Source organism: Pseudomonas sp. 57B-090624 (assembly GCF_003234055.1).
Classification (GTDB): domain Bacteria; phylum Pseudomonadota; class Gammaproteobacteria; order Pseudomonadales; family Pseudomonadaceae; genus Metapseudomonas; species Metapseudomonas tohonis.
The window spans coordinates 20,181-36,901 of sequence record NZ_QKRU01000053.1 but is presented as its reverse complement, the minus strand read 5'-3'; the positions used below and the strand labels follow the sequence as shown (position 1 = coordinate 36,901).

Here is a 16,721-nt window from a genome sequence, read left to right as displayed (position 1 = left end):
AGCGGGGCCAGGTCACCCCGTCATCCCCGCGAACGCGGGGACCCACTGAACAGAAGCCCGGTGCTTCGCATCACTTGGCGAACAACTGCCCCATGTCCTTGAACGCCTTGAACTCCAGCGCGTTGCCGCACGGGTCGAAGAGGAACAGGGTCGCCTGCTCGCCCACCTGGCCCTTGAAGCGCACGTAGGGCTCGATCACGAACTGCGTGCCCAGCCCGCGCAGGCGCTCGGCGAGGGCCTCCCATTGCGCCCAGGGCAACACCACGCCGAAATGCGGCACCGGCACGTCGTGGCCGTCCACCGCGTTGGTGTGCGCGGCCTCCTGGCTGGAGGTCTTCGGGTGCTCGTGGATCACCAGTTGATGGCCGAAGAAATCGAAATCCACCCAGTGTTCGCTGGAGCGACCCTCGGCGAGGCCGAACACCTGGCCGTAGAAGTGCCGGGCGGCGGCGAGGTCATGGACGGGAATGGCCAGGTGGAAGGGGGAAAGACTCATGGGGCGCTGCCTCGTGGTGGTTTGCGCTCCATTCTAGAGATGGGATTGTCGATGGAAAGTCGGGATAATTTGTGCCGAGCACGAATAATTTCGATCAGAGGCCGACCATGCTGCGCGAGCTCCGTACCTTCATCGCCGTCGCCCGCCACGGCACCTTCGCCGCCGCCGGGATGCACATCGGCCTGACCCAGTCGGCGGTCAGCGCGCAGATCCGCAACCTGGAGCAAGCCCTCGGCGTGCGCCTGTTCGATCGCACCGGGCGCCAGGCCATCCTCAATGCCGCCGGACACCGCGCCCTGCCCATGGCGCGGGAGATGCTGGAGATCTTCGCGCGCATGGCCACCCCGGAGGCGGCCGAGCAGTTCAGCGGCGAGCTGCGCATCGGCGCCATCGCCACGGTGCAGACCGGCCTGCTGGCCGCCGCACTGCTGCGCCTGCGCGAGGCCGCGCCCAAGGTCGAGCCCAAGCTGATTCCCGGTGTCTCGTTGAACCTGCTGAGCCAGGTGGACGCGGGTGAACTGGACCTGGCGATCCTCATCGAGCCGCCGTTCGACCTGCCCAAGGAGCTGCACGCCGAGGTCCTGCGCGAGGAGGATTTCGTGCTCATCGTGCCCCGCGGGCTGGAGGGCGATGACCCGCTGCACATCCTCGCCAGCCAGCCGCTGGTGCGCTACGACCGCACCTCCTTCGGCGGGCGCCAGGTCACCCGCTTCCTCCGTCGGCAACGGCTGGAGGTCCAGGTGGCGCTGGAGCTCGACGAGCTCGACGCCATCGTGCGCATGGTCGAAGCGGGGCTCGGGGTCTCGCTGATCCCCGAGGCGGGCCTGTGGCTGGAGCGCGAGGCCGCCATCCGTGTCATCCGCCTGGGCGGGCTGACCTTCCAGCGGCGCATCATCCTGCTGACCCGGCAGGGCCAGCGCAGCCAGCCCATCCTGCAACTCTTCGCCCGCTGCCTGCGCGGTGCCTGAGCCCTTGCAGAATACGGCCTCAACAATTGGCCGGCCTTGCATCCTGCAAATGACAGCTTGATATCAGCTTTGTGCAACTGATTGATTAATAAGGATTTAAAGGTTGGCCAAAGGCTGGCACGGCGGATGCACCTCCTGTTACGGCAATGAACCGGACAGGAGTGTTTTCAATGCAGATCGCCATCAAAGAATTCTTCGACGCCTTCCCTGGCTACACCGTCTCCATCACGCCCCGCCCCGACGGCAAGCTGCTGCTGACCCTCGACAAGGACGACCACCCGACCCTGCGCAAGGCCATCGACAGCGATGCGGTGTTCTGCCAGAAGCGGGTGCGCGGCCTGATCCGCGAGCTGATCCGCGACATCAAGCTCGCCGCAGGCGAGGTGAGCTGGAAGGGCGAGGGCAACCAGTGGGTGCGCGGCGAGCTGCCGACCTTCACCGGCGGCCCGATCCAGGTCACCGCCGCCAAGACCCTGTTCGCCCGACGCGCCCTGCGCCATGGCTCGGTCGGCCGCCAGGCCGTGGCGGGTTGAGCCGACTCGCTGCATGCATCGCCCCGGGCTGATGGGCTCATCGAGCCCCCGCGCCGTGCCCTGGGTGCGTTTCAGCGGGTGGCGACGAAGAACAGGCGGGGGAAGGGCAGCAGCACGCAGCCGTCGGCATAGCTGGGATAGGCCCCTGCCAGTGCGGCCTCGTAACGCGCGAGGTACTGGTCCTGTTCGCTGGCCGAAAGCGGCGCGAGGAAGGGGCGCAGGCCGCTGCCCTTGAACCACTCGACGATGGCCTTCGGGCCGCCCGCCAGCGCGTGGTGGTAGACGGTCCGCCAGACGTTGACCCGTGCACCGGCTTCGCGCAGGACGCCGAAGTACCACGACGCCGGATGGCGGCTTTCCCGGGCGCGGTGGGCATCGGCCAGGCGCTCGGCCCAGGGGCCTTGCGCTGCGATCTCGCGCATCAGCCGGTGGGCCGGTTCGTCCAGGTTGTCGGGCATCTGCACCGCCAGACTGCCGCCGGGGGCGAGCCGGGCCAGCAGCGCCGGCAGCAGGCTGGCGTGGTCCGGCACCCATTGCAGGGAGGCGTTGGCGAGGATCAGGTCGACCGGCTCGACGCTGCTCCAGCCGGTGATGTCGCCCACCTGGAAGTCGACCTCCGGCAGGCGCTGGCGGGCGGCCGCGATCATGTCCTCCGAGCTGTCCAGGCCGGTGACCCGGGCAGCGGGAAAGCGCTCGAGGAGCAACTGGGTGGAGTTGCCCGGGCCACAGCCCAGGTCGATCGCCCGCGTCACCGGGTGCTCGGGCACCTGCGCCAGCAGGTCATGGATGGGGCGATTGCGCTCGTCTTCGAACTTCCGGTATTGCGCGGCGGACCAGCTCATCGAAAGGCTCCGGGCTGCGTGGGGAGGGGCTCGATCATCCTCCAGGTCGGCCGATCCTTCCAGCCTGGATGGCGGCCAACGAGCCCCAGGCGAGCCGTCGACAGGGCGTGCTCGATGCAGGGCAGGTGAGGGGCAGCGGGCGGATGCAAGGCCTGCAGAACGCAGAAAAGTAAAAAGCCCGCCGAAGCGGGCTTTTTCCAGACCGTCCGACATCCTGTCGGCTGCCATCCTGGCGTTGGTCGATCTTCCCTGACCGGGCGCGTCCTGCGCTTCAGTCGTGTGTGTAGGATAGGTCTGTCAGATAAAGTCGGGCAGAGGAGATTTCACCCGCCTCTTGTAAGCCTTTTGCTATAGCGAAACGGCAAAGATCTGACAGACCACCAAAAGCCAGAGGCCAGTCCCCTGCTTCAGCGCACCTTGCTGCCCAAAACCAGCCCCACGCCTCCCAGCACCGCGACGGACGAGACCGCCAGGGTGAGGGTCAGGGCTTCCCCGAGCAGGAGGATGCCCGCCGTCGCCGCGATGATCGGCACGCTGAGCTGGACCGTGGCGGCCTGGATCGCAGCCAGCCGGGCCACCGCCGCGTACCAGATGGCGTAGCCCAGGCCGGAGGCGACGGCGCCGGAGAGCAGGGCGAAGCCCGCACCGGCGGGGTCGTAGCGCAGGTCGTGGAGAAAGGGCAGGGCGCAGGCCAGGGCGATCGGGATGCCGCGCACGAAGTTGCCGGTGGTGGCAGCCAGCGGGTCGCCGGAGCCCTTGCCCAGCAGCGAATAGACCGCCCAGGCGAGCCCCGCCACCAGCATCAGCAGCGCACTGCCCAGGGGCGGCGCACTGGCACCCGGCAACAGCAGCACCAGCAAGCCGGCCATGGCCAGCAACAGGCCGGCCGCGCCCTGCAGCCCGAGCCGCTCGCCGCGCAGGAAGCCGTAGGAGAGCATGCTCAGCTGCACCGCGCCGAACAGCAGCAGGGCGCCGGTGCCGGTCTCCAGGTGGACGTAGGCCATGGAAAAGCCCGCCGCATACACCACCAGCGCCAGCGCACCCGGCCAACTGCCGGCCATGGGCTTGCCGGCGCTGCGCCACCTGAGCAGGAACCACAGCATCAGCGCGCCGCTGGCGATGCGCAGCACGGTGAAGCTGGCGGCATCGATGTCCGTGTGCTTCAGGGCCAGGCGGCAAAGCACCGAGTTGCCGGCGAAGGCGAGCATCGCCAGGCCGGTGAGCAGCAAGGTGGAGCCTCGGGTGGTGGTCGGGTGGGCGGCAGGCACGGTCATGGCGGGTCCCGTTAGCGTCGGGTGGTCGTTGTCGTGGCGCCATACAAGCGCGGCCGCGCGACGGCGGTCAATGCGACCAAGGTGCCGATTGTTCGCAAATGGCTGCCCCACGAGCTGCAGGCTGTGCCTGCCGGCTTTTCGCGAATGAATTCGCTCCCACGCCCCGTCATGTGCCTATTCGTAGGATGGGAAGAGCGAAGCGAAACCCATGCTGGGCCGGCAAACACCATTGATGGAGTTCGCATCGGTCAACCCGCGAGCATGGGCTGGGCGAATGAGTTGGTTGTGTCTGCGTTAGCTGTTTGGATTCAACGAAAAGGCTCAAGAGCGGCGCTTGCAGGGCCATTCCGGACGCCTGGCATGCCCGCTGACGGATCGCGGAGGTACCCGGCGTAGGTTGGCGACTGCCGGTTCTTCGCGAATGAATTCGCTCCCACGCCCCCTCATGCGCCTATTCGTAGGATGGGAAGAGCGAAGCGAAACCCATGCTGGGCCGGCAAGCGCCGTTGATGGGGTTCGCATCGGTGCAACCCGCGAGCATGGGCTGGGCGAATGAGTCGGTTGTGTCTGCGTTAGCTGTTGTGAACTTGATGGGAGGCCTCAAGCCCGGTGCTTTCTGGGGCATTTATGGCTCCCCGTCACGCCCACCACGTGGGTTTCGCTTCGCTCTACGCCACCCTACGCAAGCCGTTGCGCCCCGAGCGTGATGCGCACACCGATGAAGCTGCTGGCGAAGAGGTTGGAGCAGCGGCCAGACGCCCCGTTCAGGAGGCCGAGCGCTTTGGGTTCCTTTTAAGTGGTTCGGCATTCCGGCGATTGTCAGAAGGGACTCGCCCGGCAAGGCGAAACAGAAACCATCAGCAAAGCTCGGCAATCGGCTTGGCCAAAACCTTCTGGCGACACTTGGCGCAGACAGAGCCAATGAACTCGCCCCAACACGGTGTCACGGCACCTGCCGCAGGTGCTCCGGCGGGATGGAGTAGGTGCCGACCACATGGGCGACGGGGTCGTCCAGGCCTTCGGAGTAGAGGGAGACCTCGCCCATGGCCAGGGTCTTGCCCAGCTTCATCAGGCGGCACTCGCCGATCACCCGGCGGGCGGCTTCCGGCCGGCGCAGGAAGTTGATGGTCAGGCTGGTGGTGACCGCCAGCGGCACGATGCCGATCTGCCCCAGCACGGCGACGTAGAGGGCCACGTCGGCCACGGCCATGAGCGTGGGGCCGGATACGGTGCCGCCGGGTCGCAGGTCGCTGTCGTCCACCTGCAGCGACACCGTGGCGCTCATCGGCCCGACGGCGTCGATCACCACGCGGGTCTGCGGGAAGGCGTCCCTGATGAAACTCGCGATCGCGTCTTTGCTGGCCATGTCCGGGCCCCCTCGTCGTTGGATGTCAGCGCTTGTTCGCCTGCTCGGCGAGCATCTTGTCGAGATTCGCCTCGGCCTTGTCCGCGTAGGCCTTGCAGCTGACCGGCTGCGGATGCGGCCTGGCGGCGTTGGCGTAGTCCCAGCCGCTGCCTTCGGCGTGGGGCGTGAGCAGCAGGTCGCAGGGCAGGGCGCGGACGGCGGCGAAGCTCTCGCGGAAGGCGTCCACAAGGTGCGGGTAGCGGGCGTTGTGGCGCAGCTGGTAGCCCGGCGCGCTGAGGCTGTCGCTGTAGGCGATGCGCAGGGGCTTGCCGTCCTGGGTGTCGGTCCAGGTCCAGCTCATGCTGCCGGGCGTGTGCCCCGGGGTGAAGTGCACGGTGAAGGTGGTGTCGCCCAGGGTCACGGCCTCGCCGTCCTGCACCAGGCGGTCGGTCTGGATCGGTTCGAAGAGCATGCCGCTGCCGAAGTGGATGTCGTCGGCGCCGCCGCGTTGCAGCAGCACGGCGGATTCGGCGTTGCTCACCAGCGCGGCGCCGGTGGCGCGCTTGATCGCCGCCAGCGGGCCGACATGGTCGATGTGCGCGTGGCTGTGGAGGATCAGGCGCACATCCTGCGGGGCCACGCCGAGCTTCTTCATGTTGGCCAGCAGGTGGTCGGCCACCTGGGGCATGCCCCCATCGATGAGCACCGCGCCGGCGTCGGTCTTCACCAGCAGGGCGCTGATGCTGGCGGTGCCGATCTGCCAGACGTGGTCGCTGATGCGCAGGGGCTCCACCGGCACCAGCCAGGCGTCGAGGCCCTTGTAGGCCTCCAGCTGGGGCAGCTGGGCGGGGGCGGCGACCGCCAGGTTGGCGGCGAACAGGGGCAGCGCGAGGCTGGCGAGCAAACGCATCGGAACACTCCATCGATCACGGGGGCGGCATTCTGCCCGGCCGGTACGCCGGGCGCCATGGAGCCGCTCTGACCCTTTTCCGCGCCCAGGGTTCAGCGCGCTCATGCCGCGCCGTCCAGGGCCCGCCGCATCAGGGTGTGCTCGGCGCCCCAGGCCTGGAAACGTTCCAGCGGCGCCCAGCCACGGCGGGCGTAGTAGTCGGCGCGATCCTGGGTGTGCAGGTAGAGCCGCGTGTGGCCCAGGTGGCGGGCCTGTTCGCAGATGCCCTCGATCAGGCGCTCGGCGATGCCCTGGCCGCGCGCTTCGGGCGTGGTGAACACGCAGGCGAGCCAGGGGCCCAGGTCATCGCGGCCGGGCAGGTCGTCCCCGGCCAGGGCCGCGCCGCCGAGCAGGCGTTCGCCATCCAGCGCCACCAGGCACTGCCACTCGCCGCTGCGCTGGCCGTCGGCGAACTCGCGCTGCCAGTCCTCCAGGGGCTGGTCGGCGAACTCGTAGGCGAACTGCCGGTGGAGCCAGAGGGCGTAGGTGTCGCTGTGCTGCGGGTGGTTGCGCAGCCAGTCCAGGCGGTACATGGGGTCGTCCTTGCAGGGTGGGGAGCGCACATGGAACAGCAGCGCGGCTCCCCGCACAAGCGCCGCTTCAGCGCTGCCCCTCTGTCGCGCGGCTGCGGCGCACGTCGTCGATCCCCGACCAGAGCTCGTCGAGGTTCTTGAACGGCCAGTCGGCGGAGGATTCCCGCGCGACGATCTTGTCGCGCCCGGCGAGCTTCGCCAGGTCGATCACCTCCACCGGGATGGCCGCCTTCAGGCGCACGGAATAGAACACCTTGACCCGCGGCATGGTCAGCGACTTCGGGTGCTGCTCCAGCACCACGCCGAGGCGCCCGCTGTCCAGGCGCACCAGGGAGCCGGTGGGGTAGATGCCGATGGATTTGACGAAGGCCTGGAACACCGCCTCGTCGAAGTGCGACTGGCTCCACTCGGCCATGCGGCGGATGGACTCGGCGGGGTCCCAGCCGCGCTTGTAGGGGCGGTCGGAGGTGATGGCGTCGTACACGTCGCAGACGGCGCCCATCTTCGCCAGCAGGCTGATCTGGTCGCTCTGCAGGCGATGGGGGTAGCCGGTGCCGTCGATCTTCTCGTGGTGGTGCAGGCAGACGTCCAGCACCAGGGCGCTGACCTGGCCGCTGTGCAGGAGTATCTGCGCACCCGCCTCGGGGTGGCTGCGCACCTGCTCGAACTCGCTGTCGGTGAGCTTGCCCGGCTTGTTCAGCACCTCCATGGGCACGGCCATCTTGCCGATGTCGTGCAGCAGCCCGGCCATGCCCGCCTCGCGCACCTGGGCCTCGGCCAGGCCGAGCTGGCGGGCGAGGGCGATCATCAGGGCACAGACCGCCACCGAATGCATGTAGGTGTATTCGTCGGCCGACTTCAGGCGGGCCAGGCTGATCAGCGCGTTGGGGCAGCGCAGCACCGAATCGGAGATTTCCTCCACCAGCCCCTGGGCGTTCTCGACATCGATGGCCTTGCCCATGCGCGCATCGCCGAACATCGACACCACCGCCTCCTTGGAGCGCGCGCAAAGCTCGGCGGCACGCGCCACCTCGTCCTCCAGGCTGGCGGGGCGCAGGGGCGGCTTGTGCTCGGCGGCGGCCAGGCGCTCGTCGATCTCGGCCTCCACCTCCTCGACGGTGCGGCTGGGCAGGTGCTCGGCCACGTCCGCGCCCTTGCTGGTGTCGATCCACACCTCGGCGATCTCGCTGTTGCGGATGCGCTGCAGGTCCTTTTCGGTCTTGACCACGAACTTGGCGCGGAAGAAGGGGTGGTCCATCCATGAACCGCAGAATTCCTGGACATACATGCCGAGCTGCAGGTCGGCGGTCGCAATTCGCTTCAGCACAATCGACATCCTATGGAGTGGCTGGGGCCCGGCAACCCCCCGGCGCGGGCGGTAACGCACTCACTATAGGCAAGGCTGGACGGGCTGGGGGCCGATCGCACGGATGGCGCCGCAGAGCGTCCCGGGCGATGGCCGCGGGGCTGTTCTATTCTTTGCCGGGGCCGGGAACCGCGCCCTGGAAACGTCCCGGCAGGCGAATACGAGGGGAGCCGATGCGGATTCAGATAGTCGACGACGATCCTTGGATCGCCAACCTGCTCCAGCAACTGGTGCTGAGCATTCGCCCGGGGGCGACGGTCGACAGTTTCGCGGCGGTACAGGCGGCCGTCGATGCCTGGCGGTCGAACCGCTACCAGCTGGTGATCGTCGATTGGAACCTGCCGGATGGCACCGGGCTGGACGTGATGCACAAGATCCGCCGCATCGACAAGGCCGTGCCGCTGCTGGTGGTCACCGGCCGCGCCGACCGGGAGAGTGTGATGGCCGCCCGCCCCATGGGCATCAGCGCCTACATCACCAAGCCCTTCGATGTGCCCAAGGTCATCGCCTGCCTGGAGGACCTGCTGCCCGGCGACGACCCGGCCGTGGAGCCCGAAGCACGCCAGGGCAGCTTCGAGGAGCACCTGCGCGGCCTGACCGCCGAGCAGCTGGATGTGCCGCTGCTGGCCGACGTGAAGGACAGGCTGCAGCAGGCCAGCCGGGGCGTGCCGATGGATTTCAAGGCGCTGGCCGCTGACTGGAACCACGACCCGGCGCTGTGCGCCTACCTGATCGCCGCCGCCAACAGCGCCACCTACGGCAGTAGCCAGGCGCCGTGCATCAGCCTGCCCGACGCGCTCAAGCGCATGGGCGCGCGCACGTGCATGAACCACGCCATCGCCCTGGCCCTGCGCCAGGCCGGCAGCTCCACCGATCCGTTGCTGAAGATATTCCTGCAGAACTACCTGGAAGAGATCGAACAGCTCGCCGAAACCGTGGTGCGCACCGCCCGCCAATGCGGCCTCGACCATGCTCCACTGCAGGCAGCGGCACTGCTCTACCGGCTGGGCGAGATGTGCGTGATCTTCCAGGCCCAGCAGTGGATGCGACAGAGCCGCCAGAGCCTCGACGACAACTCCCTGATGAGGGCCATCGCCGACTTCGCCGAACCGCTCGCCATCCGCCTCAAGGCGCACTGGGGCCTGCCCATGGCCCTGCGCGACCTGATCGGTGCCTGCTATGCGTTGCCGCAGTTCCAGGTGCGTCAGGAGCAGGTGGTCATGCGCCTGGCCGCCGCCCTGTGCAGCGGGGAGCCCGAGGAAGAGATCGAGCGCCTCAAGCGCCTGGCCGGCGTGGGCTAGGGCGGACGGGGCTGGCACAGCGCTCATCCGCCACGCGCCATCCCCGCGAACGCGGGCAGCCACTCAAAGAGCAGTCCGAATCCGCCGGCCCCGGGCTGAACGGAAACCGGTGCATTCGCGAAGGATTCGTTTTCGTGCCTTTCGTTGCGTCCCCTTCACCGGGCCCCCGCGTTCGCGAGGGGACGGGGTTTGCACCGCGCTCATCCGCCACCCGTCATCCCCGCGGACACGGGGAGCCACTAAAGAACGGCCGCAGCGACTCCAGTCGCCAGGCGGCATGGGCCGCCCGTCACACCGCCCAACCTGCTGGAGTCTTTCTCTCATACGGCCGGGTGGAACCCGAGCGTCGGATAACTTCGTCTAGGCTGTCAGTTAGTCCGCACCAGAGTGTCAATCGGGGTAGCCAGGGAATGCACGACCTCTACAGCCACGATCCAGTGATTCTCATCGTCGATGACCAGGTCAGCCACATCCGGGTGCTGAGCGAAGCGGTGCGCGACCTGGCGGCCGTGCACATCGCCAATGGCGGCCCGGGAACCCTGGAGATCGCCCGCTCCTGCCGGCCCGACGTGGTGCTCCTGGACATCGAGATGCCGCAGACGAACGGGTTCGACATCTGCCGGCAGATCAAGGCCGACCCCAAGCTGTGCGACGCCTCGATCATCTTCGTCACCTCCCACAACGGGCCGGAGAACGAGCTGCAGGCCCTGGAATCCGGTGCGCTGGGCTTCATCCAGAAGCCGCTCAACCTGCCCGTGGTGCGGGCCTACGTGAAAGCCCACCTGAGCCTGCGCGAGCAGGCCAAGCGCGTGGCCTATGTCGATGCGCTGACCGGCCTGCCCAATCGCGCGCTGTTGCAGGACCGCGCCGTCCAGGCGCTGCAGAAGGCCCGCCGGGGCCAGGGCCGGGTGGCGATGCTGATGCTCGACCTGGACAATTTCAAACTGATCAACGACTCCATCGGCCACACCACCGGGGACCAGGTACTGCGGGAGGTGGCGCTGCGGCTCTCGGCCTCGGTGCGTACCGTCGACACCGTCAGCCGCCAGGGTGGCGACGAATTCGTGGTGCTGCTGCCGGATGTGCAGGGCTTCGACGCGGTGGGGGACTTCGCCGAGCGCCTGCTGTCGATCATCGCCCTGCCGCTGACCATCAACGGCGCCCGCTACGACCTCTCGGCCAGCATCGGCATCAGCGTCTACCCGGACGACTGCGACAACCTGGAGTCCCTCTACCGCTACGCCGACTCGGCCATGTACCAGGCCAAGGTGGAGGGGCGGAACCGCTTCCGCTTCTTCTCCGAGAAGATCGAGGCCAGCACCCGCGCCCGCCACATGCTCGAGCGCCACATGCGCCGGGCCCTGGAACAGCGGGTGTTCGAGGTGTTCTACCAGGCCAAGATCGATGCCGCCGATGGCCGCCCGACGGGCATCGAGGCGTTGATCCGCTGGCGCACCTCCGACGGCTCGCTGGTGTCGCCAGCAGACTTCATCCCCCTGGCCGAGGAAACCGGGTTGATCATCCCCATCGGCAAGTACGTGATGCTGCAGGCCTGCAACGACGCCAGGCGCCTGCTCGAGATGGGCTACCCGCTGTGCCTGAGCGTGAATATCTCCGCCGTGCAGTTTCGCGAGGAAAGCTTCCTCGGCATGGTCAAGGACATCATCCAGGAGTCCGGCCTGCCGCCCGACCACCTGGAGCTGGAAATCACCGAAGGCGTGCTGGCCCACGACATCGACCAGGCACGCAAGACCCTGCTGGCGCTGAAGGAAGTGGGCGTGCGCATCGCCATCGACGACTTCGGCACCGGCTACTCGAGCCTCGCCTACCTCAAGCGCCTGCCCATCGATGTGCTGAAGATCGACCAGAGCTTCGTCCGCGAAATGCTCACCGACCGCAGTGACGCGGCGATCATCGAAGCGGTCATCCGCCTCGCCCAGGCCCTGGAGCTGGACCTGGTGGCCGAAGGCGTCGAGCACCGCGAACAGGCGCGGCTGCTGCTCGGGCTGGGCTGCCGGATCATGCAGGGTTACCTGTTCTGCCGGCCGGTGCCCTTTCCCGAGGCCAGCCGCTTCCTCGCCGAGAACACCACCCACCCGCAACGCTGGCTCGACGCCGACGACGGAGCCGGCCAATGAGCCGGCGCCTGTCCGCACCGGTCTACAGCATGCTGGCCGTGGTCCTGGCCGGCGTGCTGGCCACCGCGCTGGTGGCCAGCCAGCTGCAGCAGCACAACCAGCAGCGCATCCACGAGGCACTGGAGCGGGCCACCGACACCATGGCCGATGCCGTGGTGCGTCGCCTGGGCCTCTACCAATACGGCCTGCGCGGCGCCCGTGGCGCCCTGGTGACCGTGGGCGAGGCAGGCATCAGTCGCGAGCTGTTCAATCGCTACGCACGCTCGCGCGACATCGCCGTCGAATTTCCCGGGGCGCGGGGGTTCGGGCTGATCCGCAAGGTCGCCCAGGCCGATGAAGCCGACTTCCTCCGCCGCGCCCGCGCCGATGGCAAGCCGGATTTCACCCTTCGCCAGATCAGCCAGCACGAGGGTGATCGCTTCGTCATCCAGTACCTGGAGCCGGTGACCAACAACGCGGCGGCCATCGGCCTGGACATCGCTTCGGAAAGCAACCGGCGCGAGGCCGCGCTGGCCGCCATGCGCAGCGGCGAGGTGCGTCTCACCGCGCCCATCACCCTGGTGCAGGCGATCGGCAAGCCGCTGCAGTCCTTCCTCATGCTGATGCCCATCTACCAGGGCGTGACCGTCCCCGGGACCGTCGAGGAGCGCGAACGGCAGCTCGTCGGCTGGAGCTACGCGCCGCTGCTCACCGAGGAGGTGCTCGACGGCCTGCAGGTGGATGCCCACTCCCTGCAACTGCGCCTGCGCGACATCACCACGCCGGGTTCTTCAGATGTGTTCTACGAAAGCGCCGCCTCCCCCGACGGCAGTACCGAGGTGATGAGCCTGCGTGTCGAACGCAGCCTCTACGGGCGGCACTGGGAGGTGGAGTTGGCCGCTTACCCGGCCTTCACCGCCCAGCTCAACCTGCTCTCGCCCCGCCTGGCCTGGGGCGGCGGCCTGGCACTGACCTGCCTGCTGGCCGCGCTGGTGGGGGCCAACGGCGTCAGCGGCTGGCGCAAGCAGCAGGTGTTCGAGCAGCGCTCGCGCCTGGCGGCCATCGTCGAAAGCTCGCCCGACGGCATCATCGGCCAGACCCTGGATGGCGTGGTGACCAGCTGGAACGCCGGCGCCGAGGCGATCTTCGGCTACGACGCGGAGGAGGCCATCGGCCACACGCTCAAGGAACTGATCGTCCCCGTGGCGCGCGCCGATGAGGAGACCGACATCCTGCGGCGGGTCGGCCGGGGCGAGCGCCTCGCCCTGTTCGATGCCCAGCGCCATCGCAAGGACGGCAGCCTGGTCGACGTCTCGTTGTCCATCGCCCCCATCCTCGATCACCAGCAGCACGTGGTGGGCATCTCCAAGACGGTACGCGACATCACCGCGCAGAAGCGCGCCGAAGCCCGCATCCTCGAACTCAACGCCGGGCTGGAGGAGCAGGTGGCGGCGCGCACCCAGGAACTGACCGCGACCAACGTCCTGCTCGACAGCGTGCTCAGCTCCGCCTCGGAGGTGTCCATCATCGCCACCGATGCCGATGGCCTGATCCGCGTCTTCAACCGGGGTGCCGAGCGCCTGCTGGGCTACACGGCGAAGGAGCTGGTGGGGCGGCAGACCCCAGCGCTGCTGCACGTCACCGAAGAGGTGGTCGAGCGCGGCCACGAACTCAGCGAGCGCTTCCGGCAACCGATCCAGGGCTTCCGTGTCTTCGTCCACGTGCCCGAGTACGAGGGTGCCGAGGCCCGCGAGTGGACCTACGTGCGCAAGAACGGCACGCGCTTCCCGGTGACCCTGGTGGTCACCGCCATCCGCGACGCCAGCGGCAAGCCCACCGGCTACCTCGGCATCGCCCTGGACATCACCGAGCGCAAGGCCGCCGAGCATCGGCTGCAGGAAAGCCTGGCCACCACCCGCGCGGTGCTGGACACGGCAGTCAACCCGGTCATCACCTTCGGCCCCGACGGGCGCATCCAGTCATTCAACCCCGCCGGTGGCGTGGTCTTCGGCTGCGACCCGCAGACCATGCCCGGACGCCACCTGGAAGAGCTGGTGGACCCGGCCTCGCGCGAGGCCTTCGCCGCGCTCATCGCCAGCTATACCGGCCCGGCCGGCGGCGCGGGCACCAGCGGGCTGGAACTCTGGGGGTTGCGCGGCGATGGCAGCAGCTTCCCCATGCAGCTCACCCTGGCGGCCATGGGGACCAACGGCGAGCAGCGCCTGGTCTGCGTGGTCACCGACCTGACCGAACAACACCTGCAGCGCAAGAGCCTGCTGGCCGCCCGTGACCAGTTGCTGCTGGCCGCCGAGGTGGCCGAGCTGGGCATCTGGTCCTGGACCCTGGCGGACGACACCCTGCAATGGAACGCCCGCATGTTCGAAATCTACGGCCAGCCGCCCGAGCAGAGCGAGCGGGGCCTGCTGCTGGAGCACTGGCAGGCGCGCGTGCACCCGGAGGATATCGACCGGGTGGCCAATCAACTGCGCGCCGCCATCGACGGCAGCGCGCGCTACGAGCCGATCTTCCGCATCGTCCGCCCCGACGGCCAGGTGCGCTTCATCCAGGCTGCGGCGCAGATCGAGCGCGACGCCCAGGGCCAGCCGACCAAGGTCACCGGCATCAACCGCGACATCACCGCCCAGCGCGAACTGGAGTCGCGGCTGCTCGAGGCCCGCGACCGGGCCGATGCCGCCAGCGCTGCGAAGAGCTTCTTCCTGGCCAACATGAGCCACGAGATCCGCACGCCGATGAACGCCGTGCTGGGCATGCTGCAACTGGTCCAGGGCACCGCGCTCAACGAGCGACAGCTGGACTACGTACTCAAGGCGCAGACCGCCGCCCGTTCGTTGCTGGGGCTGCTCAACGACATCCTCGACTATTCCAAGATCGAAGCCGGCAAGCTGCAGCTCGACCCCCACGACTTCGAGCTGGAGGCGTTGATGCGCGACCTCGCCGTGGTGCTCGCCGGCAACCAGGGCGACAAGGACGTGGAGGTGATGTTCGACCTCGATGCGCGGGTGCCGCAGCGGCTGATCGGCGACAGCTTCCGGCTGCAGCAGGTGCTGATCAACCTGGCCGGCAATGCCCTCAAGTTCACCAGCGTCGGCCAGGTGGTGGTGGGTTTCCACCTGCTCGACCTGTCCGAGCATTCGGCGTTGCTGCGGGTCTCGGTCAGCGACACCGGCATCGGCATCAGCCCGGAGCAGATGGAACGCATCTTCGACGGCTTCACCCAGGCCGAGGCCTCCACCTCGCGGCGCTTCGGCGGCACCGGGCTGGGGTTGGTGATCTGCAAGCGCCTGGTCGAGCTGATGGGGGCCAGGCTCCAGGTCGAGAGCCAGCCGGGCCAGGGCAGCCGCTTCTGGTTCGACGTGACCCTGGACCTGGCCGAGCCCGGTGCCCTGCGCGCGGCCTGCCCGGGCGTCGATGCACCGCTGCGCCTGCTGGTGGTGGATGACAACCCGGTGGCGGGTGAAGTGCTGTTGCGCACCCTGCTGTCCCTGGGCTGGCAGGCCGAATACGCCGCCACCGGCGAGGCGGCCGTGAACCAGGTGCGGGAGGCGGCGCAGCGCCAGGAGCCCTTCGACCTGGTGCTGATGGACTGGCGCATGCCCGGCCTCGACGGCCTGGCCGCCAGCGAGGCGATCCAGGCCATGGCGGGCGAGCTGCGGGTGCCGCGCATCCTGATGATCACCGCGCACGGCAGCGAGGTGCTGGCCGACCGCAGCCAGCAGGGCGGGGCGCCGTTCGCCGGCTTCCTCACCAAGCCGGTCACTCCCATGCAGCTGGCCAGTGCCGTGCAGCGCGCCCTGGGGCAGGTGGAGGCCCCGGTCGCCGCGGCCCTCGACGGGGCGCGGCGACGTCTTGCCGGGCTGCGCCTGCTGGTGGTGGAGGACAACGCGCTCAACCGCCAGGTGGCGTCCGAGCTGCTTGCGGGCGAGGGGGCCGAGGTGCGCTTGGCCGAGGGTGGCCTGGAGGGCGTGCAAGCGGTGCTTGGCAGCCTGAAAACGTTCGATGCGGTGCTGATGGACGTCCAGATGCCCGACATCGATGGCCTGGAAGCCACCCGGCGCATCCGCGCCGACGGCCGCTACCCGACGCTGCCGATCATCGCCATGACCGCCAATGCCGCCGCCCAGGACAGGCAGAGCTGCCTGGACGCCGGCATGGACGACCATGTCGGCAAGCCCATCGACATCCACCAACTGGTGGCCACGCTGCTGCGCTGGACCCAGCCCGGCGCCGTCATCCGCGAGGCACCGCCGCAGGCGGAGCCGGAACAGGCATCCGTGGTGGAACCCCGTGCGGCCATCCTGGCGCGCTTCGGTGGCAACCAGAACCTGCTGATGACGGTGCTCGCCAGCTTCGCTACCGAGATGCAGAAACAGATGCAGCACCTGCGCGAGTCAGTCGCCAGCGGCGACCTGCGCGCGGTGGTCGGCGTGCTCCATGGCCTCAAGGGCAGCTCCGGGACCATGGGGGCCAGCGCCCTGTGCCTGCGTTCCGGCGAACTGGAGCAGCAGGGCCTGCACCTGGCACCCGAGGAGGCCGCCGCCTTCCTCCACGAGCCGCCCTGGGTCGACGAGCTGCAAGCGTTGCTGCAGCGCAGCAGCGCGGAGCTGGACCAGCTCTTCCCCGGTGCGGCGGCTCCCCAGGCCGCGCCGCCGGTGCCCGTGCGCGACCCGCATTCCGAGCAGGTCGGGGCGCAGGCCATGGCGGATTGGCAGGCGGCGCTGGGCAAGGTGATGGAGCTGCTGGAGACCGGCAGCCTGGCGGCCCTGGACCACACGGAACCGCTGTTGCACAAGGCACCGCCGCCCCTGCGCGAGGCCTGCCTGGTCTTCGTCCGCCTGGTGGACGAGCTGGACTTCGAGGCCGCCCGCGAGTGCGGCCTGCGCCTGCACCGGGGCGAGGGCCACGGATAGGCGGGCGGCCCTGTGCGGCGTCCGTGCCAACAGGTATCGTGCGCACTTTCCAGTTGTTCCCCAGGGTTT

12 protein-coding genes are annotated in these 16,721 nt (G+C 68.6%); 5 read left to right on the top strand and 7 right to left on the bottom strand.

The window, feature by feature from the left end; genetic code table 11:
• Positions 1-70 precede the first annotated feature (70 nt).
• Positions 71-496 (bottom strand): VOC family protein, encoded by a 426-nt coding sequence (locus tag DMX10_RS22650; protein WP_111263192.1) that lies wholly within the window; start codon positions 494-496, stop codon positions 71-73.
• A 107-nt stretch (positions 497-603) separates the two neighbouring features.
• Between DMX10_RS22650 and DMX10_RS22645 the strand changes: the two genes are divergently transcribed.
• Together DMX10_RS22645 and DMX10_RS22640 are read left to right on the top strand one after the other, a co-directional pair.
• Positions 604-1,464, top strand: coding sequence for a LysR family transcriptional regulator (locus DMX10_RS22645; RefSeq protein WP_111263191.1), 861 nt, complete (start codon positions 604-606; stop codon positions 1,462-1,464).
• A gap of 170 nt (positions 1,465-1,634) precedes the next feature.
• Positions 1,635-1,997, top strand: coding sequence for a DUF3509 domain-containing protein (locus tag DMX10_RS22640; protein ID WP_111263190.1), 363 nt, complete (start codon positions 1,635-1,637; stop codon positions 1,995-1,997).
• Positions 1,998-2,068: 71 nt separating this feature from the next.
• Here the strand turns inward: DMX10_RS22640 and tam are convergent, their stop codons facing one another.
• From tam to DMX10_RS22610, 6 genes are all read right to left on the bottom strand, one after another.
• The gene (gene tam / locus DMX10_RS22635; RefSeq protein ID WP_111263189.1) at positions 2,069-2,839 is read right to left on the bottom strand and encodes a trans-aconitate 2-methyltransferase; all 771 of its coding nucleotides are present in this window, start codon (positions 2,837-2,839) and stop codon (positions 2,069-2,071) included.
• Positions 2,840-3,246: 407 nt separating this feature from the next.
• A complete protein-coding gene (locus tag DMX10_RS22630) occupies positions 3,247-4,113 on the bottom strand; it encodes a DMT family transporter (protein ID WP_111263188.1) in 867 nt (288 codons plus the stop codon).
• Between the two features lie 943 nt (positions 4,114-5,056).
• Complete coding sequence (locus DMX10_RS22625) at positions 5,057-5,479, bottom strand: PaaI family thioesterase (protein ID WP_111263187.1); 423 nt, start codon at positions 5,477-5,479, stop codon at positions 5,057-5,059.
• Positions 5,480-5,504: 25 nt separating this feature from the next.
• Positions 5,505-6,368, bottom strand: a complete 864-nt coding sequence (locus DMX10_RS22620) for a subclass B3 metallo-beta-lactamase PAM-3 (RefSeq protein ID WP_111263186.1) — start codon at positions 6,366-6,368, stop codon at positions 5,505-5,507.
• 101 nt (positions 6,369-6,469) lie between these two features.
• Positions 6,470-6,940, bottom strand: coding sequence for a GNAT family N-acetyltransferase (locus DMX10_RS22615; protein ID WP_111263185.1), 471 nt, complete (start codon positions 6,938-6,940; stop codon positions 6,470-6,472).
• A gap of 67 nt (positions 6,941-7,007) precedes the next feature.
• Positions 7,008-8,267, bottom strand: coding sequence for an HD-GYP domain-containing protein (locus DMX10_RS22610; protein ID WP_111263184.1), 1,260 nt, complete (start codon positions 8,265-8,267; stop codon positions 7,008-7,010).
• A 212-nt stretch (positions 8,268-8,479) separates the two neighbouring features.
• On the opposite strand from DMX10_RS22610, the gene DMX10_RS32580 reads away from it, so the two are divergent.
• The 3 genes from DMX10_RS32580 to DMX10_RS22595 all read left to right on the top strand — a co-directional run bounded on the left by DMX10_RS32580 (position 8,480) and on the right by DMX10_RS22595 (position 16,652).
• Positions 8,480-9,607 (top strand): response regulator, encoded by a 1,128-nt coding sequence (locus tag DMX10_RS32580; RefSeq protein WP_158545620.1) that lies wholly within the window; start codon positions 8,480-8,482, stop codon positions 9,605-9,607.
• Between the two features lie 410 nt (positions 9,608-10,017).
• Positions 10,018-11,745 (top strand): EAL domain-containing protein, encoded by a 1,728-nt coding sequence (locus DMX10_RS22600; protein ID WP_111263183.1) that lies wholly within the window; start codon positions 10,018-10,020, stop codon positions 11,743-11,745.
• Positions 11,742-16,652 carry a PAS domain S-box protein gene (locus DMX10_RS22595; RefSeq protein WP_111263182.1) on the top strand — a complete coding sequence of 1,637 codons (4,911 nt, stop codon included), beginning with the start codon at positions 11,742-11,744 and terminating at the stop codon, positions 16,650-16,652. The genes DMX10_RS22600 and DMX10_RS22595 overlap by 4 nt, the downstream gene beginning before the upstream one ends.
• The last annotated feature ends 69 nt before the right edge of the window (positions 16,653-16,721 follow it).